Origin of the sequence: Sulfitobacter litoralis (genome assembly GCF_900103185.1) — a bacterium.
Classification (GTDB): Bacteria; Pseudomonadota; Alphaproteobacteria; order Rhodobacterales; family Rhodobacteraceae; genus Sulfitobacter; species Sulfitobacter litoralis.
In genome coordinates this window covers 1-22,759 of record NZ_FNJD01000021.1, presented here as the reverse complement: position 1 = coordinate 22,759, position 22,759 = coordinate 1, and the positions used below count along the sequence as shown (strand labels likewise).

Here is a 22,759-nt window from a genome sequence, read left to right as displayed (position 1 = left end):
AGCTGGAGGCGCTGTGGATTCATATTTGGATATCGCGAAGGTCGTACTGCGGGCGCGGCGACGCCCGATGGGGGCGAAGTCCATCCTTGATGCTGCCCGCAAAGCGGAAATCCTTCCCGAGCATCTCCACGGAAGAACTCAGCAGAAAACCTTACAGGCGCGTTTGAGTGAAGATATTCTCCGAGCGCGCGAAGGATCTTCGTTCTATCGAACCGAGCCTGGGCAGTTCGCGCTGAAGGAATTTCTAACCGATCCAGATTTTCCATCGAAATGGAAGGTTGAGTTCCCCGCTCGGCGGCGGACCCGCGACCTCAAACGGCCCGACAGCCTCGCCATTCGCTATACAATGGCAGCATCGCTTGAAAACACTACCATTTCAATGTCGGAGTTCGCTGAACGATTAAACGGCTCCAACTCGATCACCACGATGCACCCCGAAGACATGAAAAAAGATGGGTATTGTGCGATCTGGACCTTTTCAGTCGTTCGAAAACGTGACCAGATCCTAGCCTACCGGATCGGACGCTACCGCGATGATCGCGACACGTTCGCCAACCGTCGGTCAATAGGTTTTCCTGGAGCGCTCGCAGCAGAAGACGCCTCGCTTTTTTCAACGGACCGCCTAGGTATTCAAGACTGCTCCGTCGCCGTTCTTCAACAGGACCTCGACTTGTCCCTTGCCACTTTCGAGCGTTCTGTGGAGCAGTCTCCTAAGATTGAGTGCGTGACAGCCCTTACCGACATGGATGGCCAACTCGATTTGGTGATAGTTGTCACGTGGGAAAGTCCCGAATGGTTCGAGCCAACAACGAAACGCCTCTCACTTAATGATCCAGACTGGATTCATACTAGAGCTCTTCCAAACGACATTGACGATTTCGAACCTTGGAGCGCACACATCCTAGGCTTACTTGCTGCAAAGGATAGGGTAGGGTTTGCGCAGAGGTAGAATTAGCAACCTTGAGGCCGCCTTTTTAAAGTTCGAACTCGAAAGCCAAGATACCCGGCGGCAGAAAACGGCCCTCCAAGACCTCTGCCGCCGATATAGGGGTGGGCAGGCCCTATCGCCCGAGGCAAGGCGCGATTTTGAGATCCAAGCTGGATATTTGGCCGTAAACGCGCGTGATACCAAGGTAGTAAGATGGGCGTTGAATACGATCGCCCGTCTTGGGACCCAGCAAGGCGCTTCAAATAGCGTCACCTCTGCTGTCGCGTTGCCCTTAAATCTGAGACACGACGCGTTCGGGGATATTTTTTGCCCTTAATTATGAGATTCGACTGCTATCGCGCCTATGCTTTTCGCGCGCTGCCGGGCGATGTGATCAACCGCGGCAAGCAGACGTGGCTCCTTATCGAAGGCGCGCAATAGAGCAACCCTTGCATAGTCGTCGATGCAGGAGCTTGAGATGGCCGCTTTGACCAGTGGACGGGATTGGGCTGCATCAATTGCAGCAAGGCCAAACAGCCTTACTTCCGGCCTGTGGCTCTGAAGAGCGTATAACGGATCTCCGCGGAAGGCCTTTAATGATACGGCAAAGGTGACCGCGCGCATTGCGCGCCGAAGTTGCTTGGGGCTGCGTAATCGCGCGGCGTATTCAAGCCGCGCGGCGCCGTTGCGCGCACGATTTATCAGCTTTTCGGGCATCTGTTCGCCACTGAGCTTGCCGAGCGTCGGCACAAGTCTCGTCCCGCAAACCTGGCAGTCGAATGCCCAGGCTCGCCTCCAATGCTTGAGCGAAAGGCCCTCTCTGGAGCATTGCAGGCAATGCTGGAATGGCATCTGGGCCGTCAGCGAGGCTTCTCGTGTCGTCATTGCTGGAAAGGTCAAAGATCGCACAACATCTGGATCAACCCGTGCGGCGTTGGCAATCTTCGCCGCCGCAGCCGCGTCGACGTTGAAGTTCAAGGCGGTGCCATGCGCGGTATCGATTCTGAGATGAGCCAGTAGTTCCGCATCATCACAGTAGTTGGCCGCCGCTAGCCTAGACAACCAACCTGACAACAACTCGTCGGGCAGCGGCGCGACAGTCTTGGGCAGCGGGTGCGGCTTCACACCCCGGACTTCTCGAGCCGCCGATGGGGGTTCGCATGGCGCGACCAAACCGGCGTCCATTTTGCGATTGCGTCATCGGTGATGCATTCATCACCTGTGACAATGGCGTCGATGGAAAGATCCTTGATCAGGGCGAAGATGCGCGAGGTCACCCCGCCGGTCAGCGCAAGTATCTGCTTTAGTGACTTGACCTTCAGATTGGATTTCTTCTCGAGGGGCATTGCCGCGATGAGTGTCTGGATCATGTCCGAGAACTCGGCGTCGTCGCGCCAGTTTGGAAGGTGATGTTCGTCCAGCCGCCTGGCAAGCTGGATATCACCACGGATGGCATCGACGGCCTCGCTGACCCCCAGGCAGACCAGCGACACTTCGAGTTCATTGCTGAGATACCGCAGAACATTGAGAAAGCGGCGCTGTTCGCGGTGGGTCCCGGCCAAGAGGTTGTGGACTTCGTCGATCATGATCATCCGCAGGCCAAGGTCGCGCAAGAGCGCGACGACACGGACTTCGAGGGAGGCCACATTTTGAGCGCGCGCGCTCAGTGCCGTGGCCGGTGCCCCGACGGTCGCCAGGATGTGCAGATAGAACCGTCGTTCGTCGGGAGCTGGTGGTGCTTGTAACAGTAACAGCGGCGTTCGCGTAATTCCCGATGCTGGGTCATATTCCGGTGCATATCTGCGCGAAAGATTGCGGGCGATCATCGTCTTTCCGATCCCGGACGCGCCATGCACAAGAAGGCCAGGCATACGGGTTTGCCTTGGCGCTTCGATCATACACTGCAAACGGTCCAGAACTTGTTCGGCCCGCGGAAAGCCAATCCAGATATCCGATTGAATGAGGGTGATCCGACCGTCTTCCTCTGTTTTTCCTGCCCTCAATTCACCATCTCTCCACCTTGAACAATGGGCGCGATGTATCACCCGTATCGATCGCGCGCAGCCCTTCGGTTGTTGAGACGGCCGAGTTGGCGCCCTCCAATGTCCCTTTTCTTTCACGGGATCGGCGTTCGGCCCTCGTCAGGCTCCGGCTTTCAGACTCGATTTGGCGTTGCTGTCGGATCAGCTCAGCCAGGACCAGCTCATTGGACCCGGACTTGCCAAGGGCACGGGCATTCCTCATGGCTTCGCGATATTCCCAGAGCGACACAGGCGGAATTTCCAGGTTTCGGTACCGAGCTTCGACGTATCGGTCATTATCCAGTTCGACCCAGATCACCGAGAGGTCGCGAGGGTCGTAGCGGACGACCACCTTTCCATCCCCGCGCCCGATGTGGCCTGCAAGCGCATCGGACCAGTACCGTATCTGGAACAGATGGATGCCGTCACGCCTGACCTTGCGCAGTTCACTTGGCAGAAAGCTCACCCGAAAGGCTTCAATCTCGAAGGGGATATCGCCCATCATTTGCTCTGAGAGCGCCTCCCATTTGGCAACGGGCGTGCAGCCAAGACTTGAATGAATGCTGTTGTTGTAGCGGCAGATTTCCAGAGCAAACCAGCGATCGAAGTCGCTTAAGGTCATCGTGGCCATGCCCTCGGCGTCATAGTCGCCCTTGGCCACGACCGAGGATTGCGTTGTTCCAGGCAACAGGTGCACGGCCCCCATCATCGTGCCGATCAATCGTTCGATGTGCCCTCCGAAATGAGGACTGCCTGGCGGCCGATAGACCAGATCGATCCCCCATTCCGCACATGCCGACCGAAAGGCATGCGACCGGAAATCGCGCCCGTTATCGACGTGGATGCTATGCGGTTTACCCTGCGCGGGCCAAGGAACATTGCGCACCAATTCCGCCAGAAGTTCCGCCTTGGGGGCCACAGCCTGTGTCAGGCAAAGCGCCACCGACAGACGCGAAGGTGCCTCGAGAGAGGTGTAATATCCGGTCACCATCCGCGTTGCGACGTCGATCGCCAGCGTGACCCAAGGCCGCCCAATTGGTTTGCGTTCAAAACTGTCGACGAGAATGATGTCCGCAGGCGTATGGTCGATTTGCACGACCTCCAGTGGCCGGTTTGCCTTGTTGTCGCCTACGACCGGCGCAAATTTCTGGCGGGCCGCCTTTGCGCCTTCGCGTGCCTTGGCAATTTCACGGGCATCCATTGCATCCAGCCTGCGCTGAACCGTCCGACGTGTCGGCGGTTGCAAGCCCTGCTGCCAGCACGCGCTTCGGATTTCTGTCACGATGCGCGACAGGCTTGGGCGTTCCCGCCGTAAGAAATAACGGCGAAGATGTTCTTCGATCACCGCTTCCACCTTGCCGGATATCAAGGTTGTACCAGTCGGGCGGCCCCGTTTCCGAGAAGCCAGCGCGCTGGTGCGCCCACCCTCTTCGGCCAGACGCTTTATCCAGCGCCAGACAGTCGCCCTGCTGACACCAAGCTCCCAAACGGCGTCATTGATGCCACTTTCCAGACTGCCAGTTCCTTTGAGATATGCCTGAACAAGCGGACGCAGAACGGCCGCCCTGCGCGCCTCCTCAGCACCAGCGGCAACGAAGTCTTCGCGATCATCATCCATCAATATTTGCCACACGAAGCTGCGAACCCTGTCTCAGGTTTAAGGGCAAAAATATCGGGTTTAAAGGCAAAATATCATATTTAAGGGCAAAGCAAGGCCGTTGATTTCGTTGGATTTCTCATCTCACAATTAAGGGCTACGCGACAGGCATGTTCATGCCGCTGCCCGGCCGGGCACATGGCTTGGCGAGATGCTGACGCGCAAGCCGCCGATGCTGGTGCGGGTCGCGCTGGCGAACAAAATGGCGCGGATCGTCTGGGCGCTGATGGCCCGAGGCGGCGCCTACCAGTCTCCGACCGCTGCGGCGTAAGCCGTCACTGGTCGCGAGGACGTCGGAGCGGAAGAGGGCAAGGAGACGTTTGGCGCACGGTCGTGAGACGGGATCGGGAGAACCAGAGCGCAACAGAGTGCCATCGAGCACGCGGCTTTGATCTGGACCCGACCTGCGAACACCATACGGGCCCGCGGCGTGATGATGGCCGCAACAGAGGCCGGATACATGTCAGCACCCGACACCGCGCGAAACTGATCCAGAAACCCTCTTGCGCAAGGGGCGGTTATACATGTTGCGCAAATGCTGTGAAGGTTTCACCTTGCGAATCCAGTCTGTTAGTCAGGCTGCATGAGCAGACCCATACCCCCGACCTACAAGACCAGGAACTGGCCAGCCTACAATGAAGCAGTCAAGCGCCGGGGCTCGCTGACGATCTGGTTTGACCCCGAGATGAGCTGGGATGCCGCGCCGACAGGCAGGCGTGGCCGCCAGCAGACCTACAGCGATGCCGCTATCCAGACGTGCCTCTCGATGAAAGTGCTGTTCGGCATGGCGCTCCGGCAGACGACCGGGTTCGTCGAGAGCCTGCTACGGCTGGTCGGCCTGAACTGGACGGTGCCCGACTTCAGCACGCTATCTCGCCGCCAGAAGACCTTGGCCGTGAACATCCCCTACCGCGGCTCCAAGGGGCCGTTGCACCTGCTGATCGACAGCACCGGGATCAAGGTCGAAGGTGAAGGCGAGTGGCACGCACGCAAGCATGGCGGCCCGAAACGGCGCGTCTGGCGCAAGCTCCACCTTGGGATCGATGAAGAAACGTTGGAGATCCGGGCCGTCGAAGTCACCGGGAGCCACATCGGTGATGCGCCCATCCTACCCACCTTCTCGACCAAATCCCGCAGGACCAGGAAATCGGTAGCGTTACGGCTGATGGCGCCTACGACACGCGCAAATGCCACGATGCGATTGCAGATCGCGGTGCCCATGCCGTCATCCCGCCCCGCAAGAACGCGAAGCCCTGGAAGACGATCACCGCCGGAGCCGTGGCGCGAAATGAGGCCCTGCGCGCGGCGAAATACCTGGGCCGCGCGCTCTGGCGACGATGGAGTGGATACCACCGCCGAAGCCGCGTCGAGACAAAGATGCATTGTATCAAGTTGCTGGGCCAGCGGCTCATGGCACGGGACTTCGATCGACAGGTCGCCGAACTCCAGGTCCGCATCGCCGTCCTGAACGGCTACACCGCGCTCGGAATACCCGTCACGGAAGCTGTGGGATAAGTCCGTCCGGGGAAAGGGGAACCTCGGCCTTAAGCCGATTTGTGCATCAGAGCCCTTGACACTAATAATTAGCTATCTATGTTTTTCCCGGCGATGGTTCCCCGGAAGAGGAGCCGGATTTCATCGCTGCATCAAACTGGAGGAAATTCATGTCACGGACAGCCAATTTGGCCGGCCCGCGTTCGCGGACCGGAATGGTGGTGCTTTGCCTCGCTCTGACCGCGGGCTTCGCCCCGCTCGCGTCGGCGCAGGAGCAGCCCGCCTTCAACGAACATGCGGGAACCCTGCCGGACGGGACGGCATGGCTGATCCGCGTGCCCGAGAACTGGAATGGTCGACTACTCAGGGATCTGGATTTCGCCAGCAACGTTTCGGTCGCGTCAGCGGTCCAGCGGTATGACGACCTGCTCGGTCGTGGCTATGCCTTCGCCGGGCTCGCCCGGCACCCGCTGCGCCTGTGGCAATACGATCCGCAGCGTGAAATCCTGAATCTACAAGCTGTTCAGGACATTTTCACGGACCTGGAGCGCGCTCCTGACATGGTGCTGCAATACGGCTGTTCTGGCGGAGGGCTCGACAGCCTCGCTTCGGCCGAGGATTACCCGGACAGGATCGACGGTGCCGCCGTGCTTGCCGCCCATACGCCGGTCTGGATCATGAGCAGTTTCCTGGATGGCTGGTTCGCCATGCAGACCCTGCTGGGCGAAAGCTATGAGGCCGCTGGGCACGGTCCGGCCAGCGATCTCGCCATCGTCGGCCTGCCCAATGCCGGAGCGGGTGGCGAGCGCAGCCTTGACGCGATCCGTGCGTCCTGGATGGCCGCCATCGAAACGGCGGGCGAAAGCCCGGAGGGCCGCGCGCGGCTGGCGCTTGCCTTCGCCATCGGACAGTGGTCGCCGTGGATGGTCGAGGGGACCGAACTACCCGACACCGCGGATGCCGGCGCCATGGCCGACATGATCGTGGCCTCGGCGCTGCGCATCGGCGGTAATGTTGGCGGGTCCTCGCGGCTTCTGTTCGAAAACGCCGCATCGGGGCAGCAACTTTCCGGGAACGAGGGGGTCGACTATGCCGCCTTCTACCAGAATGCCGCACCCGCGATGGCGCGGACGGTTGAGGCGCTCTACGAACAGGCCGGTTTGGACCTTCAGGCCGACATTGCCAGGATCGACGCCGCCCCCCGCATCGCGGCCTCGGATTATGCGCGCGATTTCTGGGCCGCAGACGGGCGCACGACGACCGGCGATCTGCAGGTTCCGGCGATCCGCATCCACATGCTGGGCGACTGGGCCATTCCCTACACGCTGATGGAAGGCTACGGCGCGCTGGTGCAGGAGCAGGGTACCGGCGATCTGTATCGGCAGTCGCTGGTCCAGGGCACGGGCCATTGCGAGTTCACGGCTGCCGAAAGCACGGCCATCGTCGAGACCCTGGTCGAACGGATCGAAACGGGCGCCTGGCCCGAGACATCGCCCGAGGCGCTGAACGCCGCAGCCGAGGCGCTGGAAACCGGGAGCGCCCCCCGGTTCATCGAACACGGTGATTGGCGCGTGGCAGCCTATAACCGGCCCTGGGTTCCGGCAGAATGAGCCGATGGGGAACTGGCGCTGCGCCGGTTCCCCCACAGGTCCGGTGGCGCAAGTCATTGGTGGACCGTCGCCAACGCGCAGTGGGCATCTCTGGCGAGGGCAAGTGTTCCCATGTCTGGACGACCCCTGCTGCGCAAGCTGGGAATTGACGCGCCTATGCCGAAAGCAGTCATGTCTACGGCCTTTGTGGTGCGGTCTAGCCGCTGGCCCAGATGAAGTCCGCGGATCGGGTCCCAATCAAAATTGCGCGCTTTCTGCGCCTTGACCCCCTGGGGTGTCCCGATCCCCGGTTCGACCGGTTTGTCATCTCTTCTCAGCTTCACGCATTCCGTCAGCGGTTCCGCGCTCAGGAGACAGGGGCCGCGTAGATCTCGTTGCGGCGCAGGAGCGCCCAAGCGATCCGGGCAGTCTTGTTGGCGAGCGCGACCGCAACGACTTTCGGTCGCTTGCGTGCTTTAAGCCCAAGCATCCAAGCCTTGCCGGCATCGCCCTGCCTTGCAAAGCGAAGCACCGCAGTCGCGCCGGAAACGAGCAGTCGCCGGATATATCCATCACCCTGCTTGCTGATCCCGGTCTGTCGATCCTTGCCACTGCTTGAGTTCGCCCGTGGCGTCAGGCCTAGCCAGGCCGCGAACTGTCGTGCCGAGCGGAACAGGCTCGGATCCGGAACATTTGCAGCAATTGCGCTGGCGGTGATCGGTCCGATACCGGGAATGGTCGCCAGTCGCCGGCTCGTCTCGTGCGTCCGGTGCCACTCGAGGATCCGTTTCTCCAGGGCCTCAGCCTGATCGGCAATCGCCTCCGCTTGGCAGATCAACGCATGGATGGCAGCCGCAGCATGGTCAGGCAACTGTCGCGTTGCCCTTAAATCTGAGACACGACGCGTTCGGGGATATTTTTTGCCCTTAATTATGAGATTCCACTGCCATCGCGCCTATGCTTTTCGCGCGCTGCCGGGCGATGTAATCGACCGCGGCAAGCAGACGTGGCTCCTTATCGAAGGCGCGCAATAGAGCAACCCTTGCATAGTCGTCGATGCCGGAGCTTGAGATGGCCGCTTTGACCAGTGGACGGGATTGGGCTGCATCAATTGCAGCAAGGCCAAACAGCCTTACTTCCAGCCTGTGGCCCTGAAGAGCGTATAACGGATCTCCGCGGAAGGCCTTTAATGATATGGCAAAGGTGACCGCGCGCATTGCGCGCCGAAATTGCTTGGAGCTGCGTAATCGCGCGGCGTATTCAAGCCGCGCGGCGCCGTTGCGCGCACGATTTATCAGCTTTTCGGGCATCTGTTCGCCACTGGCCTTGCCGAGCGTCGGCACAAGTCTCGTCCCACAAACCTGGCAGTCGAATGCCCAGGCTCGCCTCCAATGCTTGAGCGAAAGGCCCTCTCTGGAACATTGCAGGCAATGCTGGAATGGTATCTGGGCCGTCAGCGAGGCTTCTCGTGTCGTCATTGCTGGGAAGGTCAAAGATCGCACAACATCTGGGTCAATCCGTGCGGCGTTGGCAATCTTCGCCGCCGCAGCCGCGTCGACGTTGAAGTTCAAGGCGGTGCCATGCGCGGTATCGATTCTGAGATGAGCCAGTAGTTCCGCATCATCACAGTAGTTGGCCGCCGCTAGCCGAGACAACCAACCTGACAACAACTCGTCTGGCAGCGGCGCGACAGTCTTGGGCAGCGGGTGCGGCTTCACACCCCGGACTTCTCGAGCCGCCGATGGGGGTTCGAATGGCGTTCCTGGTTCTCTCGGAAGTGGGTGTCGCCTTGCCCTTAAATCCGAGACACGGCGCGTTTTCCGGCCTTTCTTGCCCTTAAATTTGAGATGAGGTGGCTGAACCGCCGACGCGTAGTCGCATCCGCTGAGCAATCTGGTCGACGGTTGCAAGCAGTCGGGGCTCCTTATCGTAGGCGCGAAGCAGGGCAACTCGTGCGTAGACGTCGATGTCCATGCTGCACAACGCAGCCTTTACCAGTGGACGTGATTGGGCGGAGGCAATGGCGGCAAGGCAGAAGAGCCTTATGTTCGGGCGGGGGCTTTGAAGCGCGAAGAAAGGGTCTCCACATAAAGCTTTGAGTCCCATCGCGAAGGTGACCGCCCGCATGGCTCGGCGTAGTTGACGCGCGCTGCCCGACACCGCGACACGCTCCAGGATCCGTGCCCCCCGGCGGGCACGATCAACCAGCTTTTCGGAGACCGCTGCGCCATTTTGCCTGTCGGCCTTTGGAAGAAGCCGGGCACCACAAATCTGGCAGTCGAACGCCCAGGCCCTACGCCAGTGCCTGAGCTCAAGGCCGCCATCAGCGCAGCTTGTGCAAGCCTGGAACGGCACCTGTGCGGTCAACCGCATCTCTGCTTCCGGCATCGCCGCGAAAGTCATCGACGACACGAACGCTGGATCGAAGCGCGCCGCAACGGAAATCCTATCCGCGGCCAGCATGTCGAGATCAAAATCAAGGGCTGCAGCATATTTTGCGTCGATCCCGATATGGGCGAGCAGGTCTGCTACCTCGCAATGATTGGAAGCGGCCAGTCGCGATAACCAACCAGAAAGCAACTCGTCCGGCACTGGCGTCACCGATATCGGCAGCGGGATACACGTCACGCCCCAGATTTCTCGAGCCGTCGCTGAGCGTTTGCATGGCGCGACCAGACCGGTGTCCATTTTGCGATGGCATCATCAGTGACGCACTCGTCACCGCTGATGATCGCGTCGATGGACAGATCCTTGACCAAGGCAAAGATGCGGGACGTCACCCCGCCAGTTAATGCGAGGATCTGCTTGAGCGACCGCACTTGCAGATTGGATTTCTTCTCCAGCGGCATGGCCGCGATCAATGTCTGGATCATATCCGAAAACTCGGCATCATCGCGCCAATTCGGCAGGTGGTGTTCATCAAGCCGACGGGCCAGTTGGACATCGCCGCGAATGGCATCGACGGCTTCGCTGACACCGTAGCAGACCAAAGATGCCTCCAGCTCGTTGCTGAGATACCTCAAGACATTGAGGAACCGGCGCTGTTCCCTATGCGTGCCCGCAAGAAGGTTGTGGACTTCGTCGATCATGATCATCCGCAGCCCGAGGTCGCGCAAAAGGCCCACGACCCGAACTTCCAGCGAGGCAACACTCTGCGCCTTCAGGCTCAGCGTCGACGACGGGGCTCCGACGGCTGCGAGGATGTGCATATAGAACCGCCGCTCATCAGGAGCGGGTGGCGCCTGCAACAGAAGTAACGGGGTGTGGGTGACGCCCGACTCCGGATCATACTCCGGCGCATAGCGTCGCGACAGGTTGCGGGCGATCATTGTTTTGCCGATGCCGGACGCCCCATGCACCAGAAGGCCAGGCATGCGGGTCTGCCGCGACATCTCAATCAGACCATGCAGCCGGTCCAGCACTTGCTCCGCTCGGGGAAAGCCGATCCAGATGTCCGATTGAATGAGGGCGATGCGGCCGTCGTCTTCAGTTTCTGCCCTCAATTCACCAGCGCTCCACCTTGAACATGGGGCGCGATGGGCGTTGTTGCAGAAAGTCGGCCTGAGTTGTGAGTGCCCCTTTCCCATTCAGTTTCATGCCACGCGGACGACGTGGGCGGTGCCGAGCGCGTTGAAGCGATTGACAAGGGCGACCCGGATGTGGATTTCGGCGGTTTGGCGATCTGGATCCCGCGCGGCGATGCGCTCACCGAAGGCCTTCAGGCATCGCATCTTGGCCTCCACTCGGCTACGGGCGTGGTATCCGGTCCACCGCTTCCAGAATGCCCGACCGTAGTGACGCGTGGCGCGCAGGGTTTCGTTGCGCGCCTTGGCAGCCGGGCAGTCCTCTTTCCAAGCTCGACCGTTCCTTCGGGTCGGTATGATTGCCGTGCCACCGCGTGCGATGACGGCGCCGTGGCAGCGGCGGGTATCGTAGGCACCATCCGCGGTCACGGTGCCGATGTCCTCGTCCTCGGGGATCTGGCCCAACAGGTCCGGCAGGACTGGGCTGTCGCCTTCCCGGCTAGGGGTGAACTCGACGGCCCGGATATCCGAGGTGGCGATATCCATCGCCAGATGCACCTTGCGCCATTGGCGGCGGCCCTGAACGCCATGCTTGCGGGCCTGCCATTCGCCGTCGCCAAGAAACTTGATGCCGGTGCTGTCCACCAGAAGATTCAGCGGCCCTTCGGCACGGCGATAGGGGATCTGCACCTTGAGGGTCTTCTGTCTGCGGCACAGCGTCGAGTAGTCCGGAACGGGCCAGTCTAGCCCTGCCAGGCGCAGGAGGCTCGCGACCATTCCGGCTGTCTGCCTGAGCGGTAGCTTGAACAGAACCTTGAGCGACAGGCAAAACTGGATCGCGGCATTCGAAAAGACCGGCGGGCGCCCTGGGCGTCCCTCATGCGGCGCGTGCCAGGTCATCTCCTTGTCCAGCCAGATCAGCAGCGATCCGCGCTTCCTGAGCGCATCGTTGTAGCTGGACCAGTTCGTCGTGCGGTAGCGGGCGGGCTTGGGCTTGCTCATGCAGATCGTCTAACCGCATGGATTCCCGATGTGAATCCTTCACCGACTGAGTTCTGCAACAACGCCCAGTGCATCACCCAAAAAAAGGGAAACGACGCCAGACCGAGAAGCCTGACGCCGCGCTAGAAAAAAACCCCTGAACACGGTTCTTCTAGCGCAGTGTCCGAACCCCTGCAACCAGCAAAGTGTTTTTGCTGGCAAGAATGTTGTTTGCTCTCGACATGGCATCGTCTCTCTCAGGAGATACGACCATGGAACCAACGACTGGCCTGATCCTAAGGCGGATCACGCAGACAGACCTCTCTGTTTCGGCGCACAAACTGGCCACGCTCATCCTCGACGGAATTGCGTGGAAGGACGGGTATAACGGCCTGCCCCGCGGCACGGCTGCCTTCACCCTGTCCTCTCTGGCAGCGAAGATGGGCGTCTCGCGCCAGTACCTGAGCGTTCTGCTGAGTGAGCTTGAAACTTCTGAACTGAAGCTTGAGCGCGAGAAGTCGAACGGCAAGTTCGCCCCCTGGCTCTTCCGCTTCGCGGCCTTTGACGACGGCGAACAGACCCACGATCTCGTGTCAGACGGAGACGACACATCACTATCTAGAGAAGAATCTAACAAAACTATATTCACAGGACAGATCAACATTGACGGTTGCTCGAACGTGTTCCGAACATGCTGGGCCGAGCTGATCAAGGCCGCGAAGAGCGCCCTACCCTGCTGGAACGTCGATACGCAAGTGATCTGGGAACGCTTCCTTGCCTTCAACCGGGCCCGTGGGAACAGCAAGGTTCCGGCCGGTTTCCTGCTCGGCTTCATGCGCCGGTGGCGCACCTCGCTTGGAGAAGCGACGCGCCCACCGGCTCTCCCCGCACCACAGCCGGTTCAAGAGCCACGAGAGCGCGAGCTGCACGAACAGATCAAGGCTGCGCCAAGCTCGAACCGCCAGTTTCACGCGTCAGACCTGTGTCGCGTCATAGGGCAAGCGGCGTACGATGCGCGCATTGTCGCCGTGATCCGGCAGTTCGGTTGCCCGAGGTTCACTGCTACGCTTGCAGTCCACGGGCGTGCAGTCCTGGCGGGCGAAATCTCGCGGTGATGATGGATCGGGTGCCACAACTCTGGCCAGAACGTATTCAGTCAGGGCAGTTCTGGGATCAAAGCAGGTCGGCGAATTGCTCCAGGTCGGCAACCGTGGCGACCAACCCCTGCTGTGTCAGGATCGCGAGATACTCGTCGACGCTTTTGAGCGGATTCTTGAGGCGCGCGCGAACTTTCCGCAGCGCGGAACAGACCAGACCGGGCGCGAGAGACAGTTGGTTCCGGAAAAAGTCGTCAGGGTGTTGGGTCTCGATGCCAAAGGGCGCAAGTGCCGCTGGTGGGAAGTCCTTCAGGTTCTGCGTGACGATCGCGTCACAGCGCCCAACGATTGCCGCCGCCAGAACGTGCCGATCGTCAGGGTCCGGCAGTGTTAGGGCCGGCACCAATGCCTCGTAGCCGGTGACCAGACAGTCGCGTGTGGCCCTGTCCATCAAGTCGCGAGTTCGTTCCAGCGCGGCGCGCTCCCGATGAGGTTCATTGCGCAGAAGCGCATCAATCCACTCCCGATGGATATCGGCCGTCCACTTGGCCTTGAAAAGGTCTGTGACCGCCAACTGCATCAGTGCATCGCGCATCGGCGCGGGATAAAGGACGTTCGCATCGAACAGGACCGTGTACTGGCTCATTTCGAGCGGTAGCCCATGTCCTGCTCTTGAGCGTCGGCGGCCAGTTGATCGAGCGCAGCTTCACGCTCGGTATCGATCGCGGCCTTGTAGGACATCACGTCTTCCATGCGGACGCGGCGATGCTTGCCGACCTTCCGATGCGGTATGGCACCATCCTCGAGCAGCTTGATCAGGAACGGACGCGAGACGTTCAGAACCTCAGCGGCCTGTACGGTCGAGAGTTCGGCGTTCTCGGGGATGATGGTGACCCCCCGCCCCGCTGCCATCGCCTCGAGGATCTCCATGAGCAGCGATACGGCGCCCGCAGGAAGCTCGATCGGCTCCATCTGCTCGGAGTCCGTCACACGAAGTTTCAACGGCGCGCGCGCCTGGGCGAAGCGTGACAATGCCTGGCCAGAGACGCGCGCAATCGCTGCGTCCTGCGGCGTGGGCGGAAGATGTCGGTGTGCCAGCATGTTCATGGTGGTCTCCTCTCCGGTTTCTGTTCTCTACCACCATATATGAAATAAGTGCAACAAATGCATTAAGTGTTGGTGAGTTTCTGCGCGCCCTGCCGCGTGCTCGCGGTTATCGCTGCTGTCGAGTGAGCGGGTGAGACCCACGCTAACCTTCAGTTTGTCGCCTTCCACATCCTGAACCGCCCCTGTCCTGTCACCTCGCGGATCAGACCCCGCTCTTGCATCCATGCAAGGTTGCGCTGAACAGCGGCGCGACTGGCACTCGTCAGGGCCTGGGCCATTGGCGCAGAGACGAGCGGCCATTCGGTCAGCACTGCGCGCAAGGCCGGCGGCGTCCTGCCCGAGAGCAATGTCATTTCGGCTTCCGCCCGCGCCGACCATGCCTCGATATCGTCAAGGTGCCGCACCGCGGTCAGGCACGCGGCTTCCATCCCGTATAGCCAGCGTTCCAGACGTTCGAACGGTGAACCACCGGCTCGTAGTCCCCCTGCCCCGCCCATGGCCAGAGGCGTGAAGACTGCGCCTCTTCCATCGCTGGCCGCGATCCGCGCAGCTGCGACAGCCGCTTCCATACGGTCGTCGTGCTGCCCGAGCCCCGCGAGGCGCCAGAGGTGAAAGCCCGCGCAAGCGCGAGTGATCGGGTGCAGGTCCGTGGCCTGCCCCATCAGATCCAGCCAACCGCTCGCGCGATCCACGAACGGCTCGGTCTCATCACTGATGTTCTCGGGGTCGCGACGGTCGAGGAAGGCGGAAAGGTCCTGCTCCGGTCCCGGTCCACCCGTCAGTCGCCGAATCGCCCATCCGACTCGCGCCAGCGCCGCCGTGTCGTCCTGGACACCGGACAGGCGCAGCGAGATCCAGAGCGCCAGCCGGTCTTGGCTGATGCGGTCACCGGTGTGCCAGCTCAAATCTGCGGCCTCCATCAGCGCAAGCCGATGCCGCCATCCTTCCGGTCCGCGCTTCAACCGGTCGTCCAGCGCGCCGACGCGACCGGCCACACGGGCAAGACGCGCGGCCTGCCCGCCCTCTGCCTTCCGCCATTCGTCGAGGACCTCGGTTTCACGCGGTTCGGCCCGTGGTCCCGGCGGCAAATAGTCCGGCTCGTCGTCCATCGGACCGGGCAGAAACCACAGGTCGTCCTCAGACGCCTGTTCGACCTCCTCAGCATAAATGCCGAGCGCGTCGGATTCATCATACAATGCGGGGGTTCCAGGCCTCATATGCGCAAAATACAGCTATTTTGAGCTTTACCCAAGGGTTTTATCAGAGTGCGTTTGTACACCTTACATAGCACGCGCGCGCGATGGTCCGCGAGACCTCCCTGATCGCGCTCTGCGTATGGAAACCAAGGGCTTTCTGATGAACAGCGCCACAGAGCGCGCCCTTGCATTCATTTACAAACGGTCGTTTATTAGCGATACATAAAACTGCAAAAAGACTGTTTTGATGCCCCTGATAGGTTACGCTCGGGTCTCGACCGAGGATCAGACCCCCCTGCCCCAGACGCAGGCCCTGAAATCCGTGGGCTGCGCCGAGATCCATGAAGAACAGGCCTCGGGCGGCAATCGTGCGCGGCCGGTGCTGGCGCGGGTGTTGGAGCGCATCGGCAAGGGCGACACGCTGGTGGTCGTGCGGATCGACCGCCTTGCGCGATCCCTGTCGCATCTGCTGGAGGTGATCGAGCGGCTGGAGGCCAGGGGCGCGTTCTTTCGTTCCATTCACGACCCCATCGACACCGGATCCCCGCAGGGCAAGTTCACGTTGCAAGTGCTGGGGGCCGCGGCCGAGTTCGAACGCGCCCTGATCCGGGAACGTACCAAGGCCGGCCTCGCCAGCGCGCGCACAAAGGGCCGCGTGGGCGGGAACCCTGGGCTGCGCGCCAAAGACCCTGCCGTTCTTCGTAAGGTAAGGCTGGCAAGACAGGACGGCTACATGGAGCGCCTGAACGAGACGGCACAAGACTGGGTGCCCCATGTGCGCCGGTTGCGCCCCGACTTGGCCTGGGAAGACGTGTTGCGCATCATCAACGGCCCCTTGCCCGAGGCGCGTAGCTGGACCCAAAGCCGTCTCTTGCGCGCTGTGAAGGCATATGTCCGCGACGGCTTCCTGCCTGCCGAGGTTCTGGCCCGCGCCGGGCGCCGCGAAACCGACGACCGCCTGCCCGCCATTATTGCTGGCATCAAGGGCGCAGATCCTGACATCACGCTTCGAGCGATCTGTGAACGGCTGGAAGCTATGCGCGAACGCACGCCCCGTGGCCGAACGAGATGGCAGCCCTCATCGGTCAAGATGCTGTTGGAGCGAGCCGAGAGTCTGGGAATGATTTAAGAGACTCAGATTCGTTCTTTGGAAGCAAAACCGCCTATGTGAATCGAGTACATCTTGCGTTTAAGAGATGGCAGCGACACAAGCACTTGACGCGCTGGATCCGCAAAATAAGATAAGTCATTGTAAATAAATGATTTCACCGGATACCGGCCCACCATTTGAAAAAATCCTTGCCTGTCAAACGCTTTCCTGACATTTTTGCGGAAGAACGCTAACCATCAGTTTCCGGCGGTTTTGCGTTCCTTCTCAAGATAGACCCGGAAGACGGGCGGCGGGACGGGCATGAACGAGCAGCGGATCAGAATGGATCAAAAGATCCAAACGATGGCGACACGTCTAAGCAAATCGCTTGATGTGAATATGCGCAAGTCGTTTCTACCTGATGAACGAAAGGCTCTCAGACGCTTCTCATCCACGGAAGTTGCCCAGATCCTCGGGGTAAGCCAAGATTTTTTGCGGAAGATGTTTTTCGAGGACAAGCTCGATCTCGGTGATATCGAGACAGACGCCCGCGGCCGCAGGTTCTACACTGCAGAGCAAATCGATATAGCGCGCCACGAAATAGCCCGGTCAAGCACCAAGTTCCAGCATATCGTTCCTCGTCGTCGGGATGGGGAGCATATCCAGATCATTTCGATCGCCAACTTCAAAGGGGGGGCCGGGAAGACGACAACGGCGATCCATCTGGCCCAAAAGCTTGCCCTTGATGGTTATCGAGTTCTGGCAATCGATCTCGACCCACAAGCCTCAATGACCACCATGTTCGGTTTCCGGCCGGAAATCGACTTCCCTGAGGCCGGAACGGTGTACGATGCCCTCCGGTATGAGGACCCTATCCCATTTAGAGACGTTGTGCGCAAAACGTATTTCCACAACCTCGATCTAGCCGCGGCCGGCTTGTTGCTCTCTGAGTTCGAGACCGAAACCGCACACGCGCTTCGAAACAATATCAGGCCGCCGTTCTATCAGCGGCTTGCTCTTTGCATTAATGAAGTCGAGACAGACTACGACATTGTCGTCATCGACTGCCCACCGCAACTCGGGTTTACCACACTATCGGCTTTGGTAGCGTCGACGTCCCTAGTCGTCACTGTCATTCCAAGCATGCTTGACGTCGCCTCGATGGCCCAATTCCTGCAGCTCACATCCAGCCTCATGGCAACAATTGCTGATGTGGGCGCATCGCCCGACTGGGACTTCATGAGATTTCTAATCACTCGTTTCGAGCCCAATGACGGCCCCCAAACTCAGATGGCGGCATTCCTGCGGACCATGTTCACGGATGACGTTCTTACTCAGCCTTTCCTGAAATCCTCCGCAGTCTCTGACGCTGGACTCACGCAACAGACACTGTTCGAGATCGCCAGAACGGATTTTCATCGCCAGACGTACGATCGGGCTATCGAGTCCATCAACGGGGTTGTGGCGGAGGTCGAAGGGCTCATCAAAACGGCATGGGGGCGTAAGTAATGGCCCGCAAAGTCACATTCGACATTCCCGAGGATGAAGAAAAGCAGCAGAGCTCGTCGATTTCTCCGACTCGAACCCAGTCACGAGCCCCTGCCCTTTCGGGAATGGCCCGTTCTCTTCAGGATGCGGCACAATCTTCAATTCAAGAAATCAGTACCGACCTTATTGATGATTCCGAGTTCCAGGATCGTCTGGCCCTGGATGACGAAGATGACATCAGGGAACTGGCTGAAAGCATTGACAAGCAGGGACAGCTTATCCCGATACTTCTGAGCCCCGAAGGGGGGCGGTACAGGATCATCTATGGGCGCAGGCGATTAGCCGCCCTTCGACTTATCGGCAAGCCCGCAAAGGCTCTCATCAGAGGCTTGGATGAGGATCAAGCGATTCTTGCACAAGGCCAAGAGAACAGCTTCCGAAAAGACCTCAGCTGGATCGAGAAAGCCCTGTTTGCACGTTCTCTCATAGAGTCCGGCAAGGATGAGGGACTGGTCTGTGACGCCCTCAACATCGATCAGAAAGCCAGGAAAGCCGGTGACAAGCTCACGGGACTTGCTCGCATGAAACAAGTCACTTCCTGTATTCCGACTGAACTCATCCAAAAGATCGGGGCGGCACCCGGGGTTGGACGGGATCGTTGGTATGCTGCCGCAAAGGCTTATGAGAGCCTTGGCTTCTCTGGAGATGAAGGGTTTCCGGCCGGAAACCGAGAATTCCATGATGCTCTCATGGAATCCAGAGGTTCAGGCAAGACCTCCGACGAACGCTTTGCGATCTTCGAAGGGCTCCTAAAACAGCACAAGCCCCCTGCCCCATCGGCAATCAAGACAAAACTCGGGATGGTGAAGGTCACCAAAAGAAATGTGATCATCACCGTCAAGAACGGAAATGACGGGCTTCACAAGTGGATCTCTGAGAATCCAGAGGCCGCTCTTCTAGCGTTGGCGAACGCGAAGGCCGCTGGTCCAGGGCAGATCATTACCCCAGAGAAAATGGAACCCATAGGTAACCCAGTCTCCGGCAGGGATCAGGATCTTGATGGTCCTGACATAGACGATAACAAAAACTGAGCAGAAAGGAGGACAGGCCAGAAAAGGAAAGACCCCCCGAAAGCAGTGCTTCCGAAGGGCCTCGATTAGCTTAGACACCTGATTGATACCCCGAAGCCGAATCGTTTTCAACACCGTTCGCGGTGAACGGGGAAGCTTTTTCAGCCGAAATCATCATGAGACAGGTATTTTCTCACACACCCGCCTTGGCGGAACGATCTACTATACCCGGTACGAACCCGTACAGGGTAATCGAGCCAATCCGAGCGATTCGCAAAGAACTCGGTCTGACACCAAATGACCTGGTAACACTGCAGGCCTTGATCAGCTTCATGCCGAAGAAGGCCGGACAAACAGCTCCAATGACTATCGTCTTTCCCTCAAACGCATCATTGTCTGAGAGAACGAACGGCCTGAACGAGAGAACGATTCGACGGTGTATCGGACACCTCGTGGATGCCGGGCTGATCCAGCGCAGGGATAGCGCAACCCGCAAACGGTTCCCTCTTCGCTACGGTGGATTGATCAGAGATGCCTTTGGCTTCGATCTGCAGCCAATGTATGATCGGGAAAGAGAGTTCACCGAACACGCAGAACAGCTTGTGGGCGATCAGGAAAAGCTACGGTCACTCAAGGCGGAGGCAGTGGCCCTTCGTGTCGAGGCTTTGCGCCAAGCAAAGGATGTTGAGACTGTCTCATTTCTCCAGAACGTACGAAACATCCTACGCCGTGCAACTCTCAAAGCCGACGAAATCATAGAGCTTATCAAGAGGCTGGCAGAGTTGGTCGGAGCGACCATCAGAGAGTTTCCGGCCGGAAACCATGACGCTCAGGAAACAATGCCCGACCAAATGTCCGGCGACGACGGACAAAATGTCCGGCACGTAGAACCCACAAGATTGAATATAAAAAAAGATAGAGCAGATGCACACTGCACCTCTGGTTTTCAGGAACGCCGAGATCCAACAATTATGGCATGGACGGACCTGAAAAACATATCGGACTTCTTCCCGCATGAACCAAGAGATCATCAATCAGTTCTCGAAATATTGGCCGATGTCGGAAGATTGCTAAGAATAGAACAGGGCAGGATCATGAAACACCTTAGAGAACGAGGTCCAGGGCAGCTCCTTATTGCACTCAACGAATTAATTTTGAGAGCCAGCTTAGGACAGGTGAAAAACAACAACGCCTACCTTGATGCTATGATGAGGCAAGGAAACTGATGCTCTTGCCACATAAACTCGACCGGCTGGTGAGTCTGCATAGCCATCGAAGATCAAGAGACAATTGCGGCACACTTCAGATCACCCGCGTCAGGTGCAAGTCTGGAATGTTGTAGCTTATCATGGAACAAGAAGCCATTCTAGGTTTGCTAGATGTTCACAGACGCCTCGGCCCAAGTGGCCAACCTTACCGTCGTGTTTGTCTGTGTTAATGCTTATAACGCCGAGGGTGATACAATGCTGCTCGATTGGCTGGTGACGGATGAACAAGCGACCCATACCAAACTACTCTCCGAGTATCAGGCCTTGGAAGAAGAGTACGCTAGACAAGATGAACCCCCCGAGATTGATACTCAGCTTGGCGTGTTGGAAGCAGAGATCCAAAAGATCGAGATCCGGCCGTTAGCCTTCAATCCGACAGACATCGGGCGGGCAGGGGCCTTCGTCATGTTTGACCGCTACGGCGCGCTGGCAGTCTCTCGCGGCTACGACCACCTGACCTCGGACGAGTCCGTTGAAGACGGCAACACCGCCTAAGAGTACGCCTACACTGGACCGTGCGGCGGTTCGGATGACACATGGGAAGGCTCAACCCATCTCTTGCAGAATATCCAGAATGTACGTATATTCTGCACGAATGGAGACCCAGATCATGCATGAGCTTCCCGAGTTCAAGGCGGCCGACCTGACGCGGCACACAAGTGACCTGTTTGACGCGGCCATTCGGTCGCCGATTGCGATCACCAAGCATCGCAAGCCGAAATTCGTGCTGATGAGCATGGACCAGTACCAGCAGCTCGCGCGGGGGGCCACGCAACAGACTCATATGGTTGACGAGATGCCCGAGGATCTCAAGGCGCTGATGATTGAAGGGCTCGAGCGGGACTTGACGCGGGCGGATGACTAAGCCGAGTGCGGGAGAGGTTTTCCGCTACCCGTTCCTATGGAAACGCGAGCAGATGGCGGGCGAGACCGAGGGCCGCAAGACACGGCCTGTCTGTATCGCCGTCACTGTCGCCAAGTCCGATAGCGAGACCGTGGTGTTCATCCTGCCGATCACGACGCAACCGCCCTTGCCCTCGCGCAAGTGCATCGAGGTGCCACAGATCGAGTCGCAGCGTGTGGGGTTGGAGACCCATGTCCGCAAATGGGTCATGCTGGACAAGATCAACACCGATATTCTGGAGCGGTCCTATGTCTGGGAGGACCGCACGCCCATCGGCGCGTTCAGTTCCGTCTTCACATTCAAAATCCAGTCCAGCCTGATCGCGCTTGCCAGGTCGGGCGGGGCATCGATTGTTGATCGGCTGAAGTAGTCTCAATCACCGCAGGGGCTACCCAGCTTCATTTGTTCCCATCGATCCATTTTGACATCAGCCCCTTGTCGCGGAAACACTCATCCGGGACGGCGCGGCGTTTGATCCGGGCGAGACGCTCGGCGAAGGCGACCTGCTTCGATGTCGGGCGGCTGTCCTGCGCGCCCGGGTTCAACTTGGCTTGTGCGTCGATCCAGGCACTCAAGGAGCGCCGATCTTGCTGAACCTCCCACGGCAGAAGCGTCTGGTTGCGCAGGGCCAGCAACCGCGCATAGGCAATCTGCTTTGGCGTCGCGGGCAGGGCGTAAGTAGTGCTTTCCATCGGGGATTTCCCTTCTTAGCTCGGTTCTTAAAAAAGAACATAACGGGAACAAATACAAGCCACCTCCGGAAATCATGGGGTTTGAGAGGAAGAGGAGGGCCGGAGAGGGTCAGGCCTGAGGGTGTCGGAGAGAGGGTGCCCGAAAGAGGGTTGAACCGGCTTGATCCTGTTCCTCATCGGGGTCTGATGCCGGAAAGTGCAGGATCCTGCGTTCTCATGAGCTTCGCATTTAACAATCTCCGGCATCAGATCCCTAAAGAGTGAAAGTGTCCTTCGGGTTTTGTGACTGACGGATGAGGGCCTTTGGGGTCCCTCAGATGGGTCCGGGCCGGGTTCCGGTCTGTCTTTCCTGATTAAGGGCATTCCCATGCAAACAGGTGTGAACCGCCCCGATTTTACCGGAGGGTGCTTTGTTCAACGTCAGGCTACTTTATCGAGTGTGTTTAGATTTGCATAGAATACCTCCTCTGCTTCTGCGGGTGTGATGTATCCGATGGGACCGAATAGCCGACGGTTGTTATACCAATCGACCCATTTCAGCGCTTCCCATTCGACTTCGCGCCTCGATTTCCATGGACCGATCTGGTTGATGACCTCTGTTTTGAACAGGCCAATGACGCATTCAGCGAGGGCATTATCATAGGAATCGCCGA

Annotated in this window: 22 protein-coding genes and 3 pseudogenes; 12 read left to right on the top strand and 13 right to left on the bottom strand. The window is 59.1% G+C overall.

Going from position 1 to position 22,759, the window contains the following annotated elements; all coding sequences use genetic code 11:
- Window positions 1-25: 25 nt before the first annotated feature.
- Window positions 26-949 carry an HTH domain-containing protein gene (locus BLQ98_RS14635; RefSeq protein ID WP_167354554.1) on the top strand — a complete coding sequence of 308 codons (924 nt, stop codon included), beginning with the start codon at window positions 26-28 and terminating at the stop codon, window positions 947-949.
- Window positions 950-1,261: 312 nt separating this feature from the next.
- Here the strand turns inward: BLQ98_RS14635 and BLQ98_RS14625 are convergent, their stop codons facing one another.
- The 3 genes from BLQ98_RS14625 to BLQ98_RS14615 are packed head-to-tail and all read right to left on the bottom strand — an operon-like array spanning window position 1,262 to window position 4,567.
- The gene (locus tag BLQ98_RS14625) at window positions 1,262-2,053 is read right to left on the bottom strand and encodes a TniQ family protein (protein ID WP_093734026.1); all 792 of its coding nucleotides are present in this window, start codon (window positions 2,051-2,053) and stop codon (window positions 1,262-1,264) included.
- Entirely contained in the window at window positions 2,050-2,973 is a 924-nt protein-coding gene (locus BLQ98_RS14620; RefSeq protein ID WP_235872058.1) for a TniB family NTP-binding protein, read from the bottom strand. Before BLQ98_RS14620 ends, BLQ98_RS14625 begins: the two co-directional genes overlap by 4 nt.
- Entirely contained in the window at window positions 2,933-4,567 is a 1,635-nt protein-coding gene (locus BLQ98_RS14615; RefSeq protein WP_024099411.1) for a TnsB C-terminal domain-containing protein, read from the bottom strand. The genes BLQ98_RS14620 and BLQ98_RS14615 overlap by 41 nt, the downstream gene beginning before the upstream one ends.
- 145 nt (window positions 4,568-4,712) lie before the next feature.
- On the opposite strand from BLQ98_RS14615, the pseudogene BLQ98_RS18115 reads away from it, so the two are divergent.
- The 3 genes and pseudogenes from BLQ98_RS18115 to BLQ98_RS14605 form a co-directional block, all read left to right on the top strand.
- Window positions 4,713-4,877 (top strand): annotated as a pseudogene (locus BLQ98_RS18115) (IS110 family transposase); the annotation flags it as partial.
- Between the two features lie 390 nt (window positions 4,878-5,267).
- Window positions 5,268-6,121, top strand: a pseudogene (locus tag BLQ98_RS14610) (IS5 family transposase).
- Between the two features lie 149 nt (window positions 6,122-6,270).
- Window positions 6,271-7,710 (top strand): hypothetical protein, encoded by a 1,440-nt coding sequence (locus tag BLQ98_RS14605; protein WP_024099412.1) that lies wholly within the window; start codon window positions 6,271-6,273, stop codon window positions 7,708-7,710.
- 346 nt (window positions 7,711-8,056) lie between these two features.
- Here the strand turns inward: BLQ98_RS14605 and BLQ98_RS14595 are convergent.
- From BLQ98_RS14595 to BLQ98_RS14575, 5 genes and pseudogenes are all read right to left on the bottom strand, one after another.
- Window positions 8,057-8,572, bottom strand: a pseudogene (locus BLQ98_RS14595) (IS110 family RNA-guided transposase); the annotation flags it as partial.
- 43 nt (window positions 8,573-8,615) lie between these two features.
- The gene (locus BLQ98_RS14590) at window positions 8,616-9,407 is read right to left on the bottom strand and encodes a TniQ family protein (RefSeq protein ID WP_024099409.1); all 792 of its coding nucleotides are present in this window, start codon (window positions 9,405-9,407) and stop codon (window positions 8,616-8,618) included.
- 118 nt (window positions 9,408-9,525) lie between these two features.
- Window positions 9,526-10,377: a TniQ family protein gene (locus tag BLQ98_RS14585; protein ID WP_081731462.1), complete on the bottom strand. Its 852-nt coding sequence runs from the start codon at window positions 10,375-10,377 to the stop codon at window positions 9,526-9,528.
- Window positions 10,314-11,192 carry a TniB family NTP-binding protein gene (locus BLQ98_RS14580; RefSeq protein WP_007803215.1) on the bottom strand — a complete coding sequence of 293 codons (879 nt, stop codon included), beginning with the start codon at window positions 11,190-11,192 and terminating at the stop codon, window positions 10,314-10,316. Before BLQ98_RS14580 ends, BLQ98_RS14585 begins: the two co-directional genes overlap by 64 nt.
- Window positions 11,193-11,282: 90 nt before the next feature.
- On the bottom strand, window positions 11,283-12,215 hold the full coding sequence (locus tag BLQ98_RS14575; protein ID WP_007803217.1) for an IS5-like element ISRhba5 family transposase: 933 nt from the start codon (window positions 12,213-12,215) through the stop codon (window positions 11,283-11,285).
- 251 nt (window positions 12,216-12,466) lie between these two features.
- On the opposite strand from BLQ98_RS14575, the gene BLQ98_RS14570 reads away from it, so the two are divergent.
- Window positions 12,467-13,309: a hypothetical protein gene (locus BLQ98_RS14570; RefSeq protein WP_007803218.1), complete on the top strand. Its 843-nt coding sequence runs from the start codon at window positions 12,467-12,469 to the stop codon at window positions 13,307-13,309.
- Window positions 13,310-13,367: 58 nt separating this feature from the next.
- Here the strand turns inward: BLQ98_RS14570 and BLQ98_RS14565 are convergent, their stop codons facing one another.
- From BLQ98_RS14565 to BLQ98_RS14555, 3 genes are all read right to left on the bottom strand, one after another.
- On the bottom strand, window positions 13,368-13,937 hold the full coding sequence (locus tag BLQ98_RS14565) for a PIN domain-containing protein (protein WP_007803220.1): 570 nt from the start codon (window positions 13,935-13,937) through the stop codon (window positions 13,368-13,370).
- A complete protein-coding gene (locus BLQ98_RS14560) occupies window positions 13,934-14,398 on the bottom strand; it encodes an excisionase family DNA-binding protein (protein ID WP_007803221.1) in 465 nt (154 codons plus the stop codon). The genes BLQ98_RS14565 and BLQ98_RS14560 overlap by 4 nt, the downstream gene beginning before the upstream one ends.
- Window positions 14,399-14,547: 149 nt before the next feature.
- On the bottom strand, window positions 14,548-15,615 hold the full coding sequence (locus BLQ98_RS14555) for a helix-turn-helix domain-containing protein (protein ID WP_007803223.1): 1,068 nt from the start codon (window positions 15,613-15,615) through the stop codon (window positions 14,548-14,550).
- Window positions 15,616-15,841: 226 nt separating this feature from the next.
- Here BLQ98_RS14555 and BLQ98_RS14550 point away from each other — a divergent pair, with 226 nt between their 5' ends.
- The 7 genes from BLQ98_RS14550 (at window position 15,842) to BLQ98_RS14520 (ending at window position 21,784) form a co-directional block, all read left to right on the top strand.
- Window positions 15,842-16,723: a recombinase family protein gene (locus tag BLQ98_RS14550; protein WP_093734025.1), complete on the top strand. Its 882-nt coding sequence runs from the start codon at window positions 15,842-15,844 to the stop codon at window positions 16,721-16,723.
- Between the two features lie 282 nt (window positions 16,724-17,005).
- On the top strand, window positions 17,006-18,193 hold the full coding sequence (gene repA, locus BLQ98_RS14545) for a plasmid partitioning protein RepA (RefSeq protein WP_037930882.1): 1,188 nt from the start codon (window positions 17,006-17,008) through the stop codon (window positions 18,191-18,193).
- A complete protein-coding gene (repB, locus tag BLQ98_RS14540) occupies window positions 18,193-19,263 on the top strand; it encodes a plasmid partitioning protein RepB (protein ID WP_007120632.1) in 1,071 nt (356 codons plus the stop codon). The genes repA and repB overlap by 1 nt, the downstream gene beginning before the upstream one ends.
- 155 nt (window positions 19,264-19,418) lie before the next feature.
- Window positions 19,419-20,468: a helix-turn-helix domain-containing protein gene (locus BLQ98_RS14535; protein ID WP_093734024.1), complete on the top strand. Its 1,050-nt coding sequence runs from the start codon at window positions 19,419-19,421 to the stop codon at window positions 20,466-20,468.
- A 153-nt stretch (window positions 20,469-20,621) separates the two neighbouring features.
- Window positions 20,622-21,005 carry a hypothetical protein gene (locus BLQ98_RS14530; RefSeq protein ID WP_007120635.1) on the top strand — a complete coding sequence of 128 codons (384 nt, stop codon included), beginning with the start codon at window positions 20,622-20,624 and terminating at the stop codon, window positions 21,003-21,005.
- A gap of 100 nt (window positions 21,006-21,105) precedes the next feature.
- Window positions 21,106-21,375, top strand: coding sequence for a type II toxin-antitoxin system prevent-host-death family antitoxin (locus BLQ98_RS14525; RefSeq protein WP_093734051.1), 270 nt, complete (start codon window positions 21,106-21,108; stop codon window positions 21,373-21,375).
- A complete protein-coding gene (locus BLQ98_RS14520; protein WP_237273231.1) occupies window positions 21,368-21,784 on the top strand; it encodes a hypothetical protein in 417 nt (138 codons plus the stop codon). Before BLQ98_RS14525 ends, BLQ98_RS14520 begins: the two co-directional genes overlap by 8 nt.
- 28 nt (window positions 21,785-21,812) lie before the next feature.
- Here the strand turns inward: BLQ98_RS14520 and BLQ98_RS14515 are convergent, their stop codons facing one another.
- Complete coding sequence (locus BLQ98_RS14515) at window positions 21,813-22,106, bottom strand: hypothetical protein (protein ID WP_007120638.1); 294 nt, start codon at window positions 22,104-22,106, stop codon at window positions 21,813-21,815.
- 420 nt (window positions 22,107-22,526) lie between these two features.
- On the bottom strand, window positions 22,527-22,759 hold a 233-nt coding region (locus tag BLQ98_RS14510; protein WP_141135343.1), incomplete at its 5' end, for an integrase core domain-containing protein.

What these genes read in the sequence shown, in the direction of transcription:
- BLQ98_RS14615 (WP_024099411.1), bottom strand. Translation starts at nt 4,567, where the DNA reads ATGGATGATGATCGCGAAGACTTCGTTGCCGCTGGTGCTGAGGAGGCG.
- BLQ98_RS14605 (WP_024099412.1), top strand. Translation starts at nt 6,271, where the DNA reads ATGTCACGGACAGCCAATTTGGCCGGCCCGCGTTCGCGGACCGGAATG.
- BLQ98_RS14585 (WP_081731462.1), bottom strand. Translation starts at nt 10,377, where the DNA reads ATGGACACCGGTCTGGTCGCGCCATGCAAACGCTCAGCGACGGCTCGA.
- BLQ98_RS14575 (WP_007803217.1), bottom strand. Translation starts at nt 12,215, where the DNA reads ATGAGCAAGCCCAAGCCCGCCCGCTACCGCACGACGAACTGGTCCAGC.
- BLQ98_RS14570 (WP_007803218.1), top strand. Translation starts at nt 12,467, where the DNA reads ATGGAACCAACGACTGGCCTGATCCTAAGGCGGATCACGCAGACAGAC.
- BLQ98_RS14565 (WP_007803220.1), bottom strand. Translation starts at nt 13,937, where the DNA reads ATGAGCCAGTACACGGTCCTGTTCGATGCGAACGTCCTTTATCCCGCG.
- BLQ98_RS14560 (WP_007803221.1), bottom strand. Translation starts at nt 14,398, where the DNA reads ATGAACATGCTGGCACACCGACATCTTCCGCCCACGCCGCAGGACGCA.
- BLQ98_RS14555 (WP_007803223.1), bottom strand. Translation starts at nt 15,615, where the DNA reads ATGAGGCCTGGAACCCCCGCATTGTATGATGAATCCGACGCGCTCGGC.
- BLQ98_RS14550 (WP_093734025.1), top strand. Translation starts at nt 15,842, where the DNA reads ATGCCCCTGATAGGTTACGCTCGGGTCTCGACCGAGGATCAGACCCCC.
- repA (WP_037930882.1), top strand. Translation starts at nt 17,006, where the DNA reads ATGAACGAGCAGCGGATCAGAATGGATCAAAAGATCCAAACGATGGCG.
- repB (WP_007120632.1), top strand. Translation starts at nt 18,193, where the DNA reads ATGGCCCGCAAAGTCACATTCGACATTCCCGAGGATGAAGAAAAGCAG.
- BLQ98_RS14535 (WP_093734024.1), top strand. Translation starts at nt 19,419, where the DNA reads ATGAGACAGGTATTTTCTCACACACCCGCCTTGGCGGAACGATCTACT.
- BLQ98_RS14530 (WP_007120635.1), top strand. Translation starts at nt 20,622, where the DNA reads ATGTTCACAGACGCCTCGGCCCAAGTGGCCAACCTTACCGTCGTGTTT.
- BLQ98_RS14525 (WP_093734051.1), top strand. Translation starts at nt 21,106, where the DNA reads ATGGAGACCCAGATCATGCATGAGCTTCCCGAGTTCAAGGCGGCCGAC.
- BLQ98_RS14520 (WP_237273231.1), top strand. Translation starts at nt 21,368, where the DNA reads ATGACTAAGCCGAGTGCGGGAGAGGTTTTCCGCTACCCGTTCCTATGG.
- BLQ98_RS14515 (WP_007120638.1), bottom strand. Translation starts at nt 22,106, where the DNA reads ATGGAAAGCACTACTTACGCCCTGCCCGCGACGCCAAAGCAGATTGCC.